General features: G+C 64.7%; 22 protein-coding genes. 10 read left to right on the plus strand and 12 right to left on the minus strand.

Translation table 11 applies throughout. The features are described from left to right. Positions 1–35: 35 nt before the first annotated feature. From hisD to QMX85_RS21475, 9 genes are all read right to left on the minus strand, one after another. Positions 36–1343: a histidinol dehydrogenase gene (gene hisD, locus QMX85_RS21435; protein ID WP_282344286.1), complete on the minus strand. Its 1308-nt coding sequence runs from the start codon at positions 1341–1343 to the stop codon at positions 36–38. A 242-nt stretch (positions 1344–1585) separates the two neighbouring features. Then, on the minus strand, positions 1586–2218 hold the full coding sequence (gene hisG, locus QMX85_RS21440; protein ID WP_090226474.1) for an ATP phosphoribosyltransferase: 633 nt from the start codon (positions 2216–2218) through the stop codon (positions 1586–1588). A 12-nt stretch (positions 2219–2230) separates the two neighbouring features. After that, on the minus strand, positions 2231–3496 hold the full coding sequence (gene murA, locus QMX85_RS21445) for a UDP-N-acetylglucosamine 1-carboxyvinyltransferase (RefSeq protein WP_090226472.1): 1266 nt from the start codon (positions 3494–3496) through the stop codon (positions 2231–2233). 109 nt (positions 3497–3605) lie between these two features. Next, a complete protein-coding gene (locus QMX85_RS21450; protein WP_282344290.1) occupies positions 3606–3845 on the minus strand; it encodes a BolA family protein in 240 nt (79 codons plus the stop codon). 107 nt (positions 3846–3952) lie between these two features. Further along, entirely contained in the window at positions 3953–4270 is a 318-nt protein-coding gene (locus QMX85_RS21455; protein ID WP_282344292.1) for an STAS domain-containing protein, read from the minus strand. Next, entirely contained in the window at positions 4267–4911 is a 645-nt protein-coding gene (locus QMX85_RS21460; RefSeq protein ID WP_282344294.1) for an ABC transporter substrate-binding protein, read from the minus strand. Before QMX85_RS21460 ends, QMX85_RS21455 begins: the two co-directional genes overlap by 4 nt. Before the next feature lie 11 nt (positions 4912–4922). Beyond that, positions 4923–5390 carry an outer membrane lipid asymmetry maintenance protein MlaD gene (mlaD, locus tag QMX85_RS21465; protein ID WP_090226465.1) on the minus strand — a complete coding sequence of 156 codons (468 nt, stop codon included), beginning with the start codon at positions 5388–5390 and terminating at the stop codon, positions 4923–4925. Next, on the minus strand, positions 5390–6187 hold the full coding sequence (gene mlaE, locus QMX85_RS21470) for a lipid asymmetry maintenance ABC transporter permease subunit MlaE (protein ID WP_282344296.1): 798 nt from the start codon (positions 6185–6187) through the stop codon (positions 5390–5392). The genes mlaD and mlaE overlap by 1 nt, the downstream gene beginning before the upstream one ends. Beyond that, positions 6187–6996 (minus strand): ATP-binding cassette domain-containing protein, encoded by an 810-nt coding sequence (locus tag QMX85_RS21475; protein ID WP_090226460.1) that lies wholly within the window; start codon positions 6994–6996, stop codon positions 6187–6189. The genes mlaE and QMX85_RS21475 overlap by 1 nt, the downstream gene beginning before the upstream one ends. Positions 6997–7227: 231 nt before the next feature. Here QMX85_RS21475 and QMX85_RS21480 point away from each other — a divergent pair, with 231 nt between their 5' ends. The 10 genes from QMX85_RS21480 (at position 7228) to QMX85_RS21525 (ending at position 14277) form a co-directional block, all read left to right on the plus strand. Further along, entirely contained in the window at positions 7228–8202 is a 975-nt protein-coding gene (locus tag QMX85_RS21480) for a KpsF/GutQ family sugar-phosphate isomerase (protein ID WP_282344298.1), read from the plus strand. Continuing rightward, positions 8202–8729, plus strand: a complete 528-nt coding sequence (locus tag QMX85_RS21485; RefSeq protein ID WP_282344299.1) for an HAD family hydrolase — start codon at positions 8202–8204, stop codon at positions 8727–8729. Before QMX85_RS21480 ends, QMX85_RS21485 begins: the two co-directional genes overlap by 1 nt. Before the next feature lie 9 nt (positions 8730–8738). Next, positions 8739–9308, plus strand: coding sequence for an LPS export ABC transporter periplasmic protein LptC (gene lptC / locus QMX85_RS21490; protein ID WP_282344301.1), 570 nt, complete (start codon positions 8739–8741; stop codon positions 9306–9308). Then, entirely contained in the window at positions 9295–9852 is a 558-nt protein-coding gene (gene lptA, locus QMX85_RS21495) for a lipopolysaccharide transport periplasmic protein LptA (RefSeq protein WP_282344302.1), read from the plus strand. The genes lptC and lptA overlap by 14 nt, the downstream gene beginning before the upstream one ends. Next, on the plus strand, positions 9852–10577 hold the full coding sequence (gene lptB, locus QMX85_RS21500) for an LPS export ABC transporter ATP-binding protein (RefSeq protein ID WP_282344304.1): 726 nt from the start codon (positions 9852–9854) through the stop codon (positions 10575–10577). Before lptA ends, lptB begins: the two co-directional genes overlap by 1 nt. 133 nt (positions 10578–10710) lie before the next feature. Continuing rightward, entirely contained in the window at positions 10711–12210 is a 1500-nt protein-coding gene (locus QMX85_RS21505) for an RNA polymerase factor sigma-54 (protein WP_273232531.1), read from the plus strand. A 134-nt stretch (positions 12211–12344) separates the two neighbouring features. Then, a complete protein-coding gene (gene raiA, locus QMX85_RS21510) occupies positions 12345–12653 on the plus strand; it encodes a ribosome-associated translation inhibitor RaiA (RefSeq protein ID WP_090226441.1) in 309 nt (102 codons plus the stop codon). A 9-nt stretch (positions 12654–12662) separates the two neighbouring features. After that, positions 12663–13127: a PTS IIA-like nitrogen regulatory protein PtsN gene (gene ptsN / locus QMX85_RS21515; protein ID WP_090226437.1), complete on the plus strand. Its 465-nt coding sequence runs from the start codon at positions 12663–12665 to the stop codon at positions 13125–13127. 9 nt (positions 13128–13136) lie between these two features. After that, positions 13137–13994: an RNase adapter RapZ gene (rapZ, locus tag QMX85_RS21520; RefSeq protein ID WP_282344312.1), complete on the plus strand. Its 858-nt coding sequence runs from the start codon at positions 13137–13139 to the stop codon at positions 13992–13994. A 10-nt stretch (positions 13995–14004) separates the two neighbouring features. Next, positions 14005–14277 (plus strand): HPr family phosphocarrier protein, encoded by a 273-nt coding sequence (locus tag QMX85_RS21525; protein WP_273232525.1) that lies wholly within the window; start codon positions 14005–14007, stop codon positions 14275–14277. A 9-nt stretch (positions 14278–14286) separates the two neighbouring features. Here the strand turns inward: QMX85_RS21525 and QMX85_RS21530 are convergent, their stop codons facing one another. From QMX85_RS21530 to QMX85_RS21540, 3 genes are all read right to left on the minus strand, one after another. Further along, entirely contained in the window at positions 14287–14547 is a 261-nt protein-coding gene (locus QMX85_RS21530) for a hypothetical protein (RefSeq protein ID WP_282344316.1), read from the minus strand. Positions 14548–14974: 427 nt separating this feature from the next. After that, a complete protein-coding gene (locus QMX85_RS21535) occupies positions 14975–16033 on the minus strand; it encodes a J domain-containing protein (protein ID WP_282344318.1) in 1059 nt (352 codons plus the stop codon). 1 nt (position 16034) lies between these two features. After that, positions 16035–16737 (minus strand): metallopeptidase TldD-related protein (locus tag QMX85_RS21540; RefSeq protein ID WP_282344320.1); only part of this gene is annotated, 703 nt, incomplete at its 5' end.

The raw sequence follows: 16737 nt of genomic DNA on the forward strand, positions 1-16737 counted from the left end.
CGGAACACTCACAAGGTGCGCACGGCGCACCCTACTCACTTGATCCGGTACTCGGCGCTGCGCGCGTGGGCGGTCAGCGACTCGCCACGGGCCAGCACCGAGGCGGTCTTGCCCAGCTCGGAGGCGCCCTCGGCGGAGCAATGGATGATCGACGAACGCTTCTGGAAGTCGTACACGCCCAGCGGCGAGGAGAACCGCGCGGTGCCGGAGGTCGGCAGCACGTGGTTCGGCCCCGCGCAGTAGTCGCCCAGCGCTTCGGCGGTGTAACGCCCCATGAAGATCGCTCCGGCGTGGCGGATCTGCGGCAGCCACTGCTCCGGCTCGGCCACCGACAGCTCGAGGTGCTCGGGCGCGATACGGTTGGCGACTTCAATGGCCTGGGCCGTGTCGGCGACGTGGATCAGCGCGCCGCGACCTTCGATGGAGGCGCGGATGATCGCCTCGCGCTCCATCGTCGGCAGCAGCCGGGCGATGCTTTCGGCGACCCGATCGAGGAAGGCGGCGTCCGCGCTGACCAGGATCGACTGCGCGTCTTCGTCGTGCTCGGCCTGGGAGAACAGGTCCATGGCGATCCAGTCCGGATCGGTCTTGCCGTCGCAGACGACGAGGATTTCCGAGGGACCGGCGATCATGTCGATGCCGACCTTGCCGAACACGTGGCGCTTGGCGGTGGCGACGTAGATGTTGCCCGGCCCGACGATCTTGTCCACTGGCGGCACGCTCTGCGTGCCGTAGGCCAGCGCGGCGACGGCCTGGGCGCCGCCGATGGTGAACACCCGGTCGACACCGGAAATGGCGGCGGCGGCGAGGACGATCTCGTTGATCTCGCCGCGTGGCGTCGGCACCACCATCACCACTTCCGGCACCCCGGCCACCTTGGCGGGAATCGCATTCATCAGCACCGAGGACGGATACGAGGCCTTGCCGCCCGGCACGTAGAGCCCGGCGCGGTCCAGCGGCGTGACCTTCTGCCCGAGCACCGTGCCGTCGGCCTCGGTGTAGGTCCAGGAGTCCTGTTTCTGTTTCTCGTGGTAGCTGCGCACCCGCTCCGCGGCCTTCTCCAGCGCCTCGCGCTGTGCCGGGGTGATGCGCTGCAGCGCCAGCTCCAGGCGCTCGCGGGGCAGGATCAGGTCGGCCATGCTGGCGACGTCGAGGCCGTCGAACTGGCGGGTGTAGTCGACCAGCGCCGCATCGCCGCGCTCGCGCACGGCGCGGATGATGTCCAGCACGCGCTGGTTGACGCCCTCGTCGGACACGCTCTCCCAGCTCAGCAGATGATCCAGATGCGTGGCGAAATCCGGATCGGTGGCGTCGAGTCGGCGGATGGCGATGGGAGCGGTCATGGCGAGCCTCTTGATTGGCGATTCGATGAGCTGTCGGGATCATCGCGCACGCAGAGGAGGCGGGGCAAAAGCGGCACGGAGCGGTTCATGAAGCCACCCCGGATACGCTTTCGACACGGCCCGATCGGCGCGGCGGATCGTGGACAGGTCTCAGGCGCCGCTAGACTACCAAGCCGTCCGCGCGGGCACCTGAGAATATGGCTATGACGCGGATAGGCGGATGCGGCCGGGCCGCACGGTGGTCAGTGATGGTGTCGTTCGACGGCCGCGCGCAGGGTGTCGATCAGCGCCTGGATGCGTGCGTGCTGCATCTTCATCGACGCCTTGTTGACGATCAGCCGGGAGCTGATGGTGGCGATCAGCTCCTGCGCTTCGAGGCCGTTGGCCTTCAGTGTGTTGCCGGTGTCGACCACGTCGATGATCTTGTCGGCCAGGCCCACCAGCGGCGCCAGCTCCATCGAACCGTAGAGCTTGATGATGTCGACCTGGCGGCCCTGCTCGGCGTAGTAGCGCTTGGCAACGTTGACGAACTTGGTCGCCACGCGCAGCCGGCCCTTGGGCATCGGCGCGCCGATGGCGCCGGCGGTCATCAGCTTGCACTTGGCGATGCGCAGATCGAGCGGCTCGTAGAGGCCCTGCCCGCCGTACTCCATCAGCACATCCTTGCCGGCCACGCCGAGGTCGGCGGCACCGTGCTCGACGTAGGTCGGCACGTCGGTGGCGCGAACGATCAGCAGACGCACGTCATCCTGGGTGGTGGGGATGATCAGCTTGCGGCTCTTGTCCGGATTCTCGGTCGGCACGATGCCAGCCTCGGCCAGCAGCGGCAGGGTATCGTCGAGAATGCGTCCCTTGGACAGCGCGATGGTGAGCATTGCGATTCCTTACTAGCCCGGCACGCGACGGATCTTCGCGCCCAGCAACTGCAGTTTTTCCTCGATGCATTCGTAGCCACGGTCGATGTGGTAGATGCGGTCGATCAGCGTGTCGCCCTCGGCCACCAGGCCGGCGATCACCAGGCTGGCGGAGGCGCGCAGGTCGGTGGCCATGACGGGAGCGCCCTTGAGCTTCGGCACGCCGGTGACGATGGCGGTGTTGCCTTCGACGAGGATCTGCGCGCCCATGCGGTTCATCTCGTAGACGTGCATGAAGCGGTTCTCGAACACCGTCTCGATCACCGCACCGGTGCCTTCGGCGATGGCGTTGAGGGAGATGAACTGCGCCTGCATGTCGGTGGGGAACGCCGGGTACGGCGCGGTGCGAATGTTCACCGCCTTCGGCCGGTTGCCCTTCATGTCGAGGGCGATCCAGTTGTCGCCGGTATCGATCGAGGCGCCGGCTTCCTGGAGCTTGAGCAGCACGGCTTCGAGGATGGTCGGATCGGTGTCCTTGAGCTTTACCCGGCCACCGGTGGCGGCGGCAGCGGCAAGGTAGGTGCCGGTCTCGATGCGGTCGGGCATCACGCTGTAGCGTCCGCCGCCGAGGCGCTTGACGCCGTCGATGACGATGGTGTCGGTGCCGGCACCGCTGATCTGCGCGCCCATGGCGATCAGGAAGTTGGCCAGGTCGACCACTTCGGGCTCGCGCGCGGCGTTTTCCAGCACGCTGCGGCCGTTGGCCAGGGCCGCGGCCATCATGATGTTCTCAGTGCCGGTCACGCTGACCGTATCGAAGAAGAACTTGGCGCCGCGCAGGCCGCCCGCCGGCGCGCGAGCCTTGATGTAGCCGCCTTCGACATCGATCTGCGCGCCCATCGCCTCGAGACCGCGAATGTGCAGGTCGACCGGACGCGAACCGATCGCGCAACCGCCAGGGAGCGCCACTTCGGCCTCGCCGAAACGGGCGACCATCGGGCCGAGCACGAGGATCGAGGCACGCATGGTCTTGACCAGCTCGTAGGGCGCGACCAGCGTCTTGATGCTGCTGGCATCGACTTCGACGCTGAGCTTCTCGTCGATCACCGGCTCCACGCCCATGCGGCCGAACAGCTCGATCATGGTGGTGATGTCGTGCAGGTGCGGCAGGTTGCACACGGTGACCGGGGTGTCGGCCAGCAGGGTCGCGGCGAGGATCGGCAGCGCCGAGTTCTTCGCCCCGGAGATGCGGATTTCACCCTTCAGGGGAATGCCGCCGGTAATGATCAGTTTGTCCATGGGAATCTCGTCGCCAGCAGGCTCGCGGGCCGCGTTGGATGAATCGGGCGCCGCGGCGAAGGGGTGCGCGGCTGCCTGGTGAATGGGGTGTAGAGGTGAACGGCGCGCCTCAGCCGCGCTCAGCCCAAGCGCTCTGGCTGTAGAACTTCATGGTCACCGCATGGATGCTGCCGTCGGCGATCCAGGGATTGAGATGGCTGTAGACCTGCTGCTGGCGCTTGACCGGGCCGAGCGCGGCCAACTCGTCGCTGATCAGGTTCAACTGGAAATTGCAGCCTTCGCCTTCGACTTCCACCACGGCTCCCGGCAGTTTCTCTTCCAGGAATTGTTTCACTTGTGTGGCCTGCATGTTGAACCTCGATCGACGCACGAATACTTGACGGCAGAGCCTGGGCTCGCGGGCCGGCAATGATACAAAAAAAGCCTTGCGCCTGCGAATCCGCAGATCGGACGCGGTCAGGCTTCCAGCGGCAGGACCTCAAGCACCTCGCTCACCTGCGCGATCTGCCGCATGTCGCAGGGCAGATTGCGTACCACCAGCGACTTGCCGGCCTGCCTGACATCGCGCATGAACGACAGCAGCAGGGAAACGCCGACGCTGCTGGATTTCTCCACGTCGGCGCAGTCGATGACCAGACGATTGACGCTGCTCGCCGCGATCAGCTCGCGACCGGCTTCGCGCAAGGCCGGCCCCGAGCCGTAGTCGATCACGCCGACCAGGGCCAGTTCACCCGGCGCATCCTCGCGAATGCTGGCAAGGCTGACGTCGCTCATTGCGCGGCCGCCGCCTTCTTGCCGGCGTCGGTTTCCTTGGCCTTCTCGACCACCTGGGCCCAGCCGTCGATGGTCTTGTCCAGGTCGTTGCCGTTCTTCTGCATGGCGTCGGCGAACTGGTCGCGGAACAGCTTGCCGATGTTGATGCCGTTGATGATCACGTTGCGCAGCATCCACTGATCGTTCAGCTTCACCAGGGTGTAGGAAATCGGGTAGACGGTGCCCTTGCTGTCGGTGACGTTCATGCCGACCGTAGCGCGCTCGCCGTCTTCCTTGGCGGACTGCACCTTGATGTCCTGGTTGTCGTACTCGAGCAGCGCGTTGCCGTAGAACTGCATCAGGCTGCGCTTGAAGTTTTCCTCGAAGCGGCTGATCTGCTCGGGCGACGCTTTGCGCGAGTACTTCACGGTCATGATGCTGCGGGAAATGCCCTGGGAGTCGACCACCGGCCCGAGGATGTCGTTGAGCGCCTTGTAGAAGGCTTCGCGGTCGGTGCTGTACTGCTGCTTGTTGGCTTGCAGGTCGGAAAGCAGCTCGTCCACGGTCTTTTGCACGACCTGCTGCGCAGAGGGCGCGGCGTTGGCGAAGAGCGGCAGAGCGGCAAGCAGGATCAGCAGGCCGTGGCGCAAGGCAGTCATCATGGTGCACATCCTCATTTGGCTTCTTTATTCACCGAATTCATCAGGAACTTGCCGATGAGGTCTTCCAGCACCAGCGACGATTGCGTGTCGCGAATGGTACCGCCCTCCTTCAGCACTTCCTCCTCGCCGCCGACGCTGATGCCGATGTATTTCTCGCCCAGCAGGCCAGCCGTGAGGATCGACGCGGTCGAATCGGTCGGCAGGTTGTTCACCGACTCGTCTATCGCCATGGTCACGCGACCGGTGTAGGTATCGCGGTCCAGGTCGATAGCGGTGATCTTGCCGATGTTGACACCGGCCATGGTCACCTTCGCCCTTACGGTAAGACCCGCAATGTTGTCGAAGTGCGCATACAGCGTGTAGGTATTGGTATCCGCCGTCGGCGACAGACCGCTGACGCGCAGGGCGAGCAGCAGCAGTGCCAGCAGCCCGGCCAGAAGAAACAGGCCGACACCAATTTCGAGGGTGCGGATTTGCATCAGAAATCTCCAAACATCAAAGCGGTCAGAATAAAGTCCAGCCCGAGCACGGCCAGAGAGGCGTAGACCACGGTTCGGGTCGTCGCGCGGCCGATTCCTTCGGAGGTCGGCTCGCAGTCGTAGCCCTGGAACACGGCGATCCAGGTCACCACGAAGGCGAAAACGACGCTCTTGATAACCCCGTTGAGCACGTCCGAGGTGAAGGTGACGCTGCCCTGCATGTTCGACCAGAAGGAGCCTTCGTAGACTCCCAGCCAGTCCACGGCGACCATCGCCCCGCCCCAGATGCCGACCACGCTGAAGATCATCGCCAGCAGCGGCATGGAAATGAAACCGGCCCACAGGCGCGGCGCGATGATGTACTTGAGCGGATCGACACCGATCATTTCCAGGCTGGAAAGCTGCTCGGTGGACTTCATGTTGCCGATCTCGGCCGTCAGGGCCGACCCGGCGCGGCCGGCGAACAGCAATGCGGTGACCACCGGGCCGAGCTCGCGCAGCAGGGTCAGCGCGACCATCTGGCCGACCGCCTGGTCCGAGCCGTACTTGCTGAGGATGTTGTAGCCCTGCAGCGCCAGCACCATGCCGATGAACATGCCGGAGACCACGATGATCGCCAGCGACATCACGCCGACCGAATACAGCTGGCGAACCAGGAGCTGCATGCCGCCGCCCAGCTCGCTACGCCCGAACAGGGCACGCGACAGGAACAGCGTGGAACGCCCCAATGCGGCGAGCGTGTCGATGCCGGCCTTGCCGAGCAGACGCACCCGTTCGAGGAAAGACTTCTTGCGCATCAGCGCCCCCCCAGGAGTTCGTCGCGGAAGTCCGCCGCCGGGTAGTGGAACGGCACCGGACCGTCCGGAGTGCCTTTCATGAACTGGCGGATGCGCGGGTTATCCGACTCGCGCAGGGACTGCGGCGTACCGTGGCCAAGGACTTGGGAATCGCCCACCACATAGATGTAGTCGGCGATGCTGGCGGTTTCGGCGAGGTCATGGGAAACCACGATGCTGGTGATGCCGAGGGCATCGTTGAGCAGCCGGATCAGGCGCACCAGGACGCCCATGGCGATCGGGTCCTGGCCTACGAAGGGCTCGTCGTACATGAGTATCTGCGGGTCCAGCGCGATGGCCCGGGCCAGCGCGACGCGGCGCTTCATGCCACCGGAGAGTTCGTCGGGCATCAGCTCTACGGCACCGCGCAGGCCGACCGCCTGCAGCTTCATCAGGACGATGTCACGGATCATTTCTTCGGGCAGCTTGGTGTGAACGCGCAGCGGAAACGCGACGTTCTCGAACACGTCGAGGTCGGTGAACAGCGCGCCGCTCTGGAACAGGACGCCCATCTGCTTGCGCATGTCGAACAGTTCGTGGCGCGACAGGCACGGCAGGTTGTACCCGTTGACCCACACCTCGCCACTGGAAGGCTTCAGTTGGGCGGCGATGAGCCGAAGAAGGGTGGTCTTGCCACTGCCGGACGGACCCATGATCCCGGTGACCTTGCCACGCGGGATGCGGATGTCGACATTGTTCATGATGCTACGCGTGCCGCGCATGAAGGTGACGCCCTTCAGCTCGACCGCATAACCGTTATCGCCGCTCATTGATACTCCTTGCCACACAGCCTATGCAGCAGACGCCGTGCGCTCTAGGGAGGGCACAGGCGTTTTGCGGCCAGCCGGTTTGGGCGCGCACTATAGCACCGCCGCGACAGCGCCCAAAGGCGGCGACGCATGCGGTTGCATGTTTTGCCTGCGTGCCCCGGGCGAAGGCAGGTGAGCGTCAACGGCCTTTGCCGGTATAATCGTTCCCTTTTGATCGAACCGCCGCCGCCCATGACTCCATCGAACGACCTGATCCAATCGGCCCAACGCACGATCCGCCTGGAAATCGAAGCGATCGAGGGCCTGCTGCCCCGCCTAGACGGCGAGTTCACCCGAGCCTGCGAGTTGATCCTCGCCAGCAAGGGTCGCGTGGTGGTGCTCGGCATGGGCAAGTCCGGCCACATTGGCCGCAAGATCGCCGCCACCCTGGCGAGCACCGGCACCACATCGTTCTTCGTCCACCCCGCCGAGGCCAGCCATGGCGACATGGGCATGATCACCGGCGATGACGTAGTGCTGGCGCTGTCGAACTCCGGCACCGCCGCCGAAATCGTCACCTTGCTGCCGCTGATCAAGCGCCTCGGGATCAAGCTGATCGGCATGACCGGCAATCCGCAATCGCTGCTCGCGCTCGCCTCCGACGTACACCTGGACGCCGGCGTCGACAAGGAAGCCTGCCCGCTGAGCCTGGCGCCAACCTCCTCCACCACCGCCGCGCTGGTCCTCGGCGATGCGCTGGCAATCGCCTTGATGGAAGCGCGCGGCTTCACCGCCGAACAATTCGCCTTCTCCCATCCCGGCGGCGCGCTGGGCCGGCGCCTGCTGCTCAAGGTCGAGAACGTGATGCACAGCGGCGCGGCGCTGCCGCAGGTGGCCAAGGGCACGTCGCTGCGCCAGGCGCTGCTGGAAATGAGCCAGAAGGGACTGGGCATGACGGCGGTGACCGATACGGAGGGTCACCTCGCCGGAATCTTCACCGACGGCGACCTGCGCCGCGCGCTGGACCGTGACCTGGACATTCGCCAGGCGCTGATCGACGAGGTCATGACCGTGCATGGCAAGACCGCGCGCCCCGACATGCTCGCCGCCGAGGCGCTTAAGATCATGGAAGACAACAAGATCAGCGCGCTGGTGGTGGTCGACGAGGCCGACAAGCCGATTGGCGCGTTCAACCTGGGCGATCTGCTGCGCGCGGGGGTGATGTGATGGGCGATGCCGACCTGCTGCAACGCGCCCGGGCGATCAAGCTGGCGATCTTCGATGTCGATGGCGTGCTCACCGACGGCAAGCTGTACTTCCTCACCGATGGCAGCGAATTCAAGACGTTCAACACGCTGGACGGCCACGGCATCAAGATGCTGATCGGCTCCGGCGTGAGTACCGCAATCATCAGCGGACGCAAGACGCCGGTGGTCGAGCGCCGCGCGCAGAACCTGGGCATCCAGCACCTTTATCAGGGTCGCGAAGACAAACTGGTGGTGCTCGACGAACTGCTCGGCCAACTCGGCCTGGACTACGCGCAGGTTGCCTACCTAGGTGACGACCTCCCCGACCTGCCGGTGATTCGCCGGGTGGGTCTGGGCATGGCGGTGGCCAGCGCCGACAGCTTCGTTCGCCAGCATGCCCACGGCGTCACCCGCGCCCGCGGCGGCGAAGGGGCGGCGCGCGAATTCTGCGAGTTCATCATGGCCGCCCAGGGCACGCTCGACGCCGCCCAGTCGGCTTATCTCTGAGGTCCTGCGATGCTCCGTAAACTGCGCACCTTCGGCCCCCTGACCCTATTCGCCGCACTGCTCGTGGCGCTCGGCTACTGGAACATCCGCCCGGAGACCTTCCTCGACCGGCCAGGTGCCAAGGTCGACGAGGCCGAGATCGATTTCTACGCGGACAACGCCCGCACCCTGCAGTACCAGCCCGACGGCAAGTTGCAGTACGAGATGACCGCGACCAAGCTGGAACACGTCAAGGCCAGTGACATCACCCTGGTCAGCGCGCCGGACCTGATGCTCTATCGCGGCACGGACCTGCCTTGGCATGTGCGCAGCGACCGCGCGGAAGTCGCCTCCGGCGGCACCCAGGCCGAGCTGATCGACGCCGTTCGCGTCGAGCGAACCGACGCCAAGGGCCGCCCGACGGTCCTCACCACCAGCCGCCTGACCGTATTCCCCAAGCAGCAATATGCGCAGACCGAGCAAGCCGTTAGAATCGACGCCGCCAACGGGGTGACCACGGCAAATGGAATGAAAGCGTATCTGAATGACAACAGGATGACCCTGAAGTCCAACGTAAGAGGCCAGTATGAGGCTCGTTAACAGTTTCTCCCTCCGTGCTCTTCCCCTGTTGATCAGCCTGGGCGGCGCGCTAGGAAGCGCAGGCGCATGGGCCCTCCCCTCCGACCGCGACCAGCCGATCCGCGTCCAGGCGGACAGCGCCGAGCTCGACGACAAGCAGGGCGTCGCCGTGTACCGCGGCGGCGTGGTGATCACCCAGGGCACCCTGAAGATCACCGGCGATACGGTCACCATCACCCAGGACAAGAACGGCGACATCAAGGTCTTCACCTCGGTCGGCCGGCCCGCCTACTACGAGCAGAAGCCGGCGCCCGACAAGCCGCTGGTCAAGGCCTATGGCCTGACCATCCAGTACTTCGCCGACAACGAACGTATCGTCCTGATCGACCAGGCCAAGGTCGTGCAGCAGGGCAATACCTTCCAGGGCGAGAAGATCGTCTATGACACCCAGCGGCAGATCGTGAATGCCGGTCGCGCGACCGGCAACAACGTCACCGCGCCGCGTCCGCGGGTGGACATGGTGATCCAGCCGAAGAAAAAAGAGCAGCAGGGGCAACCCCAGTAATGGCCACACTGAAAGCCCAGCACCTGGCGAAGAGCTACAAGGGGCGCCAGGTCGTCCGTGACGTCAGCCTGTCGATCGAAAGCGGCCAGGTGGTCGGCCTGCTCGGCCCCAACGGCGCCGGCAAGACCACCTGCTTCTACATGATCGTCGGCCTGGTGCAGGCCGATCAGGGGCGCGTGCTGATCGATGATCAGGACGTCAGCCATCAGCCTATGCACGGCCGCGCCCGCGCCGGCATCGGCTACCTGCCGCAGGAAGCCTCGATCTTTCGCAAGCTCAGCGTCGCCGACAACATCATGGCGATCCTTGAGACCCGCAAGGACCTCGACGGCGCCGGCCGGCGCAACGCGCTGGAAGACCTGCTGCAGGAGTTTCATATCAGCCACATCCGCGACAACCGCGGCATGAGCCTGTCCGGTGGCGAGCGTCGCCGCGTCGAGATCGCCCGCGCCCTGGCGACCTCGCCGAAGTTCATTCTCCTCGATGAGCCCTTCGCCGGCGTCGACCCGATCTCCGTGGGCGACATCAAGCAGATCATCCATCACCTGAAGAACAAGGGCATCGGCGTCCTGATCACCGATCACAACGTCCGCGAGACCCTCGACATCTGCGAGACCGCCTACATCGTCAATGACGGCCGGCTGATCGCCGAAGGCGACGCCGAAACGATCCTGGCCAACCAGATCGTCAAAGAGGTGTATCTGGGCCACGAGTTTCGTCTGTAGCGAAGGCTTTTCGCTACGGAAAGGTTCCCCATCTCTGGAAAATCATTCTAAAATCGGGCATATAATTTGCTTCCGGCAGCGCTCCGGCGCTCAGCAGTGCACAGGCGTTAGACGCCGGTAATCAAGGTCTGCCATGAAACCATCGCTCGTTCTCAAGATGGGCCAGCAGCTGACGATGACTCCTCAGCTGCAACAGGCCATTCGCTTGCTCCAACTGTCCACCCTGGACCTGCAACAGGAAATCCAGGAGGCACTGGAGTCCAACCCGATGCTCGAGCGTCAGGAGGAAGGCGAGGACTTCGACAACACCGACCCTCTTGCCGACGGCGATGCCCTGCCCAATCCCGGCACCCAGGAAGTGGCATTCCAGGAATCCACCGTACCCACCGTGGAGAACCTCGAAGAGGGCGACTGGCACGACAGCGAACGCATCCCCAGCGAACTCCCCGTCGACACCGCTTGGGAAGACGTCTACCAGACCAGCGCCAGCAGCCTGCCGAGCAATGACGACGATGAGTGGGATTTCACCTCGCGCACGTCCAGCGGCGAGAGCCTGCAGAGCCACCTGCTCTGGCAACTCAATCTGGCGCCGATGTCGGACACCGACCGGCTGATCGCCGTGACGCTGATCGACTGCATCAACGACCAGGGTTACCTGGAAGAATCCCTGGCGGACATCACCGAAGGCTTCGATCCGGAGCTCGACATCGAGCTCGACGAAGTCGAGGCCGTTCTGCACCGCATCCAGCAGTTCGAGCCGGCCGGCATCGCCGCCCGCGACCTCAGTGAATGCCTGCTCCTGCAACTGCGCCAGCTACCGCCGAAGACCCCGTGGCTGAGCGAGGCGCAACGCCTGGTCGGCGACTACCTGGAGCTGCTTGGCAGTCGCGACTACAGCCAGCTGATGCGGCGCATGAAGCTCAAGGAAGACGAGCTTCGGCAGATCATCGAACTGATCCAGAGCCTCAACCCGCGGCCCGGCTCGCAGATCGAAGCCAGCGAACCCGAATACGTGGTGCCCGACGTCATCGTGCGCAAGCACAACGAGCGCTGGCTGGTCGAGCTGAACCAGGAAGCGGTGCCGCGCCTGCGGGTCAACCCCCACTACGCCGGCTTCGTTCGCCGCGCCGACTCCAGTGCCGACAACACTTTCATGCGCAATCAGCTGCAGGAAGCGCGCTGGTTCATCAAGAGCCTGCAGAGCCGCAACGAAACGCTGATGAAGGTCGCGACTCAGATCGTCGAACACCAGCGCGGCTTCCTTGAGTACGGCGAGGAAGCGATGAAGCCGCTGGTTCTGCACGACATCGCCGAAGCCGTGGGCATGCACGAATCGACGATTTCCCGCGTCACCACGCAGAAGTTCATGCACACCCCGCGTGGCATCTACGAACTGAAATACTTTTTCTCCAGCCACGTCAGCACCTCGGAAGGGGGCGAATGCTCGTCCACCGCGATCCGCGCGATCATCAAGAAACTGGTCGCCGCGGAAAACGCGAAAAAGCCGTTGAGCGACAGCAAGATCGCTGGTTTACTGGAAGCACAGGGCATTCAGGTGGCACGCCGCACAGTCGCCAAGTACCGCGAATCGCTGGGCATAGCGCCTTCGAGCGAACGCAAGCGACTGATGTAGTCAGCCCCGTAACGAAGGCACCCGCCTTCCCCTGCTCCGGATAGCCGGAGAGCGGCAAAAGAGCCTCAAACGCCAGATTTTCGGTGGCAGGCCCGTCAGCCTGTCTCTTCTAAGCGGCAACAAGGAGAAGCGGTATGCAAGTCAACATCAGTGGCCATCAACTGGATGTGACCGACGCCCTACGCGACTATATCGAGGAGAAATTCAGTCGCCTTGAGCGACACTTCGACAAGATCACCAACGTTCAGGTGATCATGGAAGTCGAAAAGCTGAAACAGAAAATCGAAGCCACCCTGCGCATCGCCGGGGGCGAAGTGGTCGCCAATGCGGAGCATGACGACATGTACGCGGCCATCGACTTGCTGGTCGACAAACTGGATCGCCAGCTGATCAAGCACAAGGAAAAGCAACTGAACCGCCAGCAAGGTGCTGCGGCTCGCTGACCCTCCCCTATGATCCGACTTGAAAATATCCTGACCCCCGGTCGCGCCCTCGTCGGCGTGCCGGGCGGCAGCAAGAAACGTGTACTCGAGCAGATCGCCCAACTGATCGCCCGCGAGTTACCGACCCTAGAAACCCAGGACATCTTCGAAAGCCTGGTTGCCCGCGAAAAGCTCGGTTCCACCGGCTTCGGCAACGGTATCGCCATTCCCCACTGCCGTCTCGCCGGCTGCGAATCGCCGATCAGCGCGGTCATGCACCTGGAAACGGCGGTCGACTTCGACGCCATTGACGGTGCGCCGGTGGACCTGCTATTCGTCCTGCTGGTGCCGCAGGCGGCCACCGATGAACACCTCGAATTGCTCCGCCAGATAGCCAGCATGCTCGACCGTGCCGAGGTGCGCGAGCGCCTGCGTGCGGCGGATAGCAGCGAGGCCCTGTATCAGGTCGTGGTGGACGTACAGAGCGGGCACTAAGACCAACCTATGCGTCTGATCATCGTCAGCGGCAGATCCGGATCGGGCAAGAGCACCGCGCTCGACGTGCTGGAAGACAGCGGCTTCTATTGCATCGACAACCTCCCAGCCGGCCTGCTGCCAGAGCTCGCCGAGCGGGCGCTGATCCACACCGAACTCGCCCAGCCGCTGGTCGCCGTGTCCATCGATGCGCGCAACCTGCCGAGCCACCTGCAGCGCTTTCCCGAGTTGCTCGCCGAAGTCCGCGCCCGGCACATCCAGTCCGACGTGCTGTTCCTCGACGCGGAGCCGGAGACGCTGCTCAAGCGTTTCTCCGAGACCCGTCGGCGCCATCCGCTGACCAGCGCCACCCGCTCGCTGGCCGAAGCCATCGACGATGAAAGCCAGCTGCTCGGCCCGATCGCCGACCTCGCCGACCTGAAGATCGACACCACCCACCTCAACCTCTATCAGTTGCGCGACACCATCAAGTTGCGCCTGCTGAACAAGCCCGAACCCGGCACTGCCTTTCTCATCGAATCCTTCGGCTTCAAGCGCGGGATGCCGGTAGATGCCGATCTGGTGTTCGACGTGCGCTGCCTGCCCAACCCTTACTGGAAACCGGAGCTGCGCGAACATTCGGGCCTGGAGCAACCGGTGATCGACTACCTTTCGGCGCAGCCGGACGTGCAGGAGATGTATCAGGACATCAGTACCTATCTGCAAAAATGGCTGCCGCGCTTCGCCGCCAGCAACCGCGCCTATGTCACCGTCGCCATCGGCTGCACCGGCGGGCACCATCGCTCGGTCTACCTTGCGGAACGCCTCGGCGCCGCCCTCAAAGAACAATTGAAGAACGTCCAGGTTCGCCACCGCGACCTTCATTAAGGAACCCGCGATGCCTGCGTGTGAAATCACCATCATCAACAAACTCGGCCTGCATGCACGCGCCGCCGCCAAGTTCGTCGGCGTTGCCGGCCGCTTTCCCTGCGCCGTTCGCGTGGGGCGTGGGCCGGAAAGCCTGGTCGATGGCAAGAGCATCATGGCGGTCATGATGCTGGCCGCCGGGATGGGCACTGCAATTCACCTGCATACCGAGGGCGAGCAGTGCGACGAGGCGCTGGACGCGCTGGTCGAACTGATCAACAACCGCTTCGACGAAGGCGAGTGAGGCGCCGGCTCAGGCCAGCGCCGTATCCAGCACCCTCATCAGGCAGAACCCCAGCACCAGGCAGATGCTCGCCTCGACTTCGAAGTCATTCCGATGCGATTCGGGAATGATCTCGTGAGCGACGGCGAACAGCATCGCCCCCGCCGCCATCGCCAGCCCCCCGGGCAATAGCAGCGTCGAAACGCCCACCAGCCAGGCACAGATCACCGCGAACAGCGGCTCGACCGGCCCGCAAGCCGCACCGATCAGCAGCGCCCGCCCTCTTCCCATCCCAACCCACCAGCACCAGCACCAGCACCAGCACCAGCACCAGCACCAGCACCAGCGAGATGATCAGCCTTCCGGCAGATCCTGCAACGCGATGCCCCACGCCAGGCAGTCCGCTCCGGCCGGTCTCGCGCCGGCCGAAACGCCCGCCGCCGTGCCATCGAGGATGTGCAGGGACGACGGCGATGACGAACAGCAGCACCTGCGGCGACAGCGGCCAACGACCGAGCGCTTCCGCTTCCAGGTTCGGCTGCGGCGGCAGGTGACCCAGGCCGAACAACGCGCGGATACCGATGATCACTTGCAGGGCTTTTGAGGACGAACGGAAACGGTCGCCTGCGCGAAAGGAGCCGGCGATCGCAAAGAAGGGAGTGGTGCTACACGTGGCTGTCGTGCTGACAGCCGGGGAAGCAAGGAGCGCGACGGAGGCTCAGGCGAGCCCCATCTCCTTGGCTTCCTGCTCGCGCTTGAGTTGCTCGTCGAGCCAGGCAACGAGGTTTTCCGGCTGCTGCAGCTGCTTGATGTCCTCGCCCAGGTACACGTTGTCTTCCTCGAGGAAAGCGCTCTGCTGGCGCGACAGCCGCCGCACGATCTTCGGGTTCACCGCCTGCTGCGGATCCAGGTCGAAGCAGTCGCGGAACAACTGCTCCTCGTTTGCCACCTCGTCGCGCACTTCCTCCAACTGATCGGTGAGCACGCGGTTGAAGTGCTTGAGCTTCTCGTCGGCCAAGTCGGCGAGGTTGCTCGGCCGGATCTGCTCGATCTCCAGCTGCAATTGCAGCAGGCTCAGCAGGTTGCTGCGCTCGTAGGCCTGGTTGACCTGCTGCATCAACGCCGTCTTGCGCTCGCGTTCGGCGCTGTCGGTCTCGCGGTCCGGATGCAGGCTGCTGGCGAGCTGCCGGTAGACCTCGCGCACGCTGCGACTGGCCTGACGCCGCGCCTCTTCGTCATGCCGCCCACGCAGCAGCCGCGGGCGCTCCGCCGTGGGCGGCGGCTCTGCGCTCGACAGCCCACGCGACTCGCCCCCTTCACCGCCCTCCACGGCACCGGCGGAATCCACCGTTTCACCCGCCAATGCGTCCTGCAGGGCCTGCGCCTGCTGCACCAGGGTGTCGAAATCCAGGCGGCTGTGGCGCTCGACCAGCCCGCGCAGGATGTCGTCCTTCTCGCCGCCCTCGATCAGCGGCAGCACCGAATCGAGAATGATCTCGTCGACCAGCTGACGGTGCGCGGCGCTCAGCTCCACGCCGGCCGAAGCCCGATCGAGTGCCTCGGCGAGTTGTCGGTTGAGCGCCCAGTGCGCGTCCAGCAGCGGCAGGTAGGTCTCGCCGAAGAAGCGCTCGTAGTCGTCGATCACGCCCTGCCAGGCCTCCAGACGCTCGCGTTCGCCTTCGAGGGTTTCCACCAGGCCGTTGAACTTGCGCTGGGTCCCGGATATCGCCTGCCCCGGCGCCGGCTTGGCGCGCAGCAGTGTTTTTTTCTTCGCCATGTCAGCTACCCGCCACCGTCATCTTCTCGATCAGCACCGAGCCGGTGCGGATGTTGCTGCGCAGTTCGAGGTCACTGCCGACGGCGACGATCTGGCGGAACATGTCGCGCAGGTTGCCGGCGATGGTGACTTCCTGCACCGGGAACTGGATCTCGCCGTTCTCCACCCAGTAACCGCCGGCGCCGCGCGAATAGTCGCCGGTCACCAGGTTGAGCCCCTGGCCCATCAGTTCGGTGACCAGCAGCCCGCGGTCCATGCGCTTGAGCAGGGCCTTCTGGTCTTCCTCGCCGTGGGTGACGAACAGGTTGTGCACGCCTCCGGCGTTCGCCGTGCTCGGCATACCAAGCTTGCGCCCGGAATAGGTGCCAAGCACGTAGGAGACCAGCTCGCCATTGGCCACGAAAGGCTTGGCGTAGGTCGCCAGGCCGTCGCCGTCGAAAGAGGCGCTGGCCATGGCGCGGGGAATGTGCGGACGCTCGTCGAGCGTCAGCCACTCGGGGAACAGCCGCTCGCCCAGCGCGCCTTCGAGAAACGAGGATTTGCGGTAGAGGTTGCCGCCGGACACCGCGGCGAGGAAATGACTGAACAGCCCGGTCGCCAGCTCGGCGGCGAACAGCACCGGCACTTCGCAGGTCGGCACCGGGCGCGCACCAAGGCGGCTCACCGCGCGCTCGGCGGCGCGCCGGCCGCTGTATGCCCGCGCC

Source organism: Pseudomonas sp. PS02288, from assembly GCF_029959715.1.
GTDB classification, from domain to species: Bacteria; Pseudomonadota; Gammaproteobacteria; order Pseudomonadales; family Pseudomonadaceae; genus Pseudomonas_O; species Pseudomonas_O kuykendallii.

Bases quoted from the DNA above. Each gene is read 5' to 3' on its own strand.
- lptC (WP_282344301.1), top strand. From the start codon at position 8,739: ATGCTCCGTAAACTGCGCACCTTCGGCCCCCTGACCCTATTCGCCGCA.
- hisD (WP_282344286.1), bottom strand. From the start codon at position 1,343: ATGACCGCTCCCATCGCCATCCGCCGACTCGACGCCACCGATCCGGAT.
- QMX85_RS21535 (WP_282344318.1), bottom strand. From the start codon at position 16,033: ATGGCGAAGAAAAAAACACTGCTGCGCGCCAAGCCGGCGCCGGGGCAG.
- QMX85_RS21455 (WP_282344292.1), bottom strand. From the start codon at position 4,270: ATGAGCGACGTCAGCCTTGCCAGCATTCGCGAGGATGCGCCGGGTGAA.
- ptsN (WP_090226437.1), top strand. From the start codon at position 12,663: ATGATCCGACTTGAAAATATCCTGACCCCCGGTCGCGCCCTCGTCGGC.
- QMX85_RS21480 (WP_282344298.1), top strand. From the start codon at position 7,228: ATGACTCCATCGAACGACCTGATCCAATCGGCCCAACGCACGATCCGC.
- mlaD (WP_090226465.1), bottom strand. From the start codon at position 5,390: ATGCAAATCCGCACCCTCGAAATTGGTGTCGGCCTGTTTCTTCTGGCC.
- QMX85_RS21530 (WP_282344316.1), bottom strand. From the start codon at position 14,547: ATGGGAAGAGGGCGGGCGCTGCTGATCGGTGCGGCTTGCGGGCCGGTC.
- hisG (WP_090226474.1), bottom strand. From the start codon at position 2,218: ATGCTCACCATCGCGCTGTCCAAGGGACGCATTCTCGACGATACCCTG.
- rapZ (WP_282344312.1), top strand. From the start codon at position 13,137: ATGCGTCTGATCATCGTCAGCGGCAGATCCGGATCGGGCAAGAGCACC.
- mlaE (WP_282344296.1), bottom strand. From the start codon at position 6,187: ATGCGCAAGAAGTCTTTCCTCGAACGGGTGCGTCTGCTCGGCAAGGCC.
- QMX85_RS21525 (WP_273232525.1), top strand. From the start codon at position 14,005: ATGCCTGCGTGTGAAATCACCATCATCAACAAACTCGGCCTGCATGCA.
- QMX85_RS21450 (WP_282344290.1), bottom strand. From the start codon at position 3,845: ATGCAGGCCACACAAGTGAAACAATTCCTGGAAGAGAAACTGCCGGGA.
- murA (WP_090226472.1), bottom strand. From the start codon at position 3,496: ATGGACAAACTGATCATTACCGGCGGCATTCCCCTGAAGGGTGAAATC.
- lptB (WP_282344304.1), top strand. From the start codon at position 9,852: ATGGCCACACTGAAAGCCCAGCACCTGGCGAAGAGCTACAAGGGGCGC.
- raiA (WP_090226441.1), top strand. From the start codon at position 12,345: ATGCAAGTCAACATCAGTGGCCATCAACTGGATGTGACCGACGCCCTA.
- QMX85_RS21460 (WP_282344294.1), bottom strand. From the start codon at position 4,911: ATGATGACTGCCTTGCGCCACGGCCTGCTGATCCTGCTTGCCGCTCTG.
- QMX85_RS21505 (WP_273232531.1), top strand. From the start codon at position 10,711: ATGAAACCATCGCTCGTTCTCAAGATGGGCCAGCAGCTGACGATGACT.
- QMX85_RS21485 (WP_282344299.1), top strand. From the start codon at position 8,202: ATGGGCGATGCCGACCTGCTGCAACGCGCCCGGGCGATCAAGCTGGCG.
- QMX85_RS21475 (WP_090226460.1), bottom strand. From the start codon at position 6,996: ATGAGCGGCGATAACGGTTATGCGGTCGAGCTGAAGGGCGTCACCTTC.
- lptA (WP_282344302.1), top strand. From the start codon at position 9,295: ATGAGGCTCGTTAACAGTTTCTCCCTCCGTGCTCTTCCCCTGTTGATC.